The sequence below is a fragment of the Deinococcus alpinitundrae genome (assembly GCF_009982895.1).
Lineage (GTDB): Bacteria > Deinococcota > Deinococci > Deinococcales > Deinococcaceae > Deinococcus > Deinococcus alpinitundrae.
The window spans coordinates 1-279 of the sequence record NZ_WXZL01000207.1 but is presented as its reverse complement, the minus strand read 5'-3'; the positions used below and the strand labels follow the sequence as shown (position 1 = coordinate 279).

Sequence of the window (279 nt, the reverse complement as noted above, 5' to 3'; positions counted from 1 at the left end):
ACCCAGGTGGTCGCGATGCGTGTGCGACAGCACGATGCGCCGGATCGGCACGCCCGCCGCCGCCTCGATCACGTCGCCGACATGGATCGGGTCGTCGGGGCCCGGATCGAGCACGGTCAGCCCGTCCTCGCCCTCGATCAGCCAGGTGTTGGTGCCATGATAGGTCATCACCCCGGGATTGCGGGCCACCACGCGGCGAATGCCGGGCAGCACCTGATGCGGAACGCCGCGACGCGGCTCCGCCTCGGTCAGGAACGGCACGCGTTCACCGGGCCCGGC

General features: G+C 71.3%; 1 protein-coding gene. It reads right to left on the bottom strand.

The window, feature by feature from the left end:
* The coding region (locus GUI70_RS23060) for an MBL fold metallo-hydrolase (RefSeq protein WP_161884557.1) at nucleotides 1-261 on the bottom strand (261 nt) is incomplete at its 3' end.
* Nucleotides 262-279 lie beyond the last annotated feature (18 nt).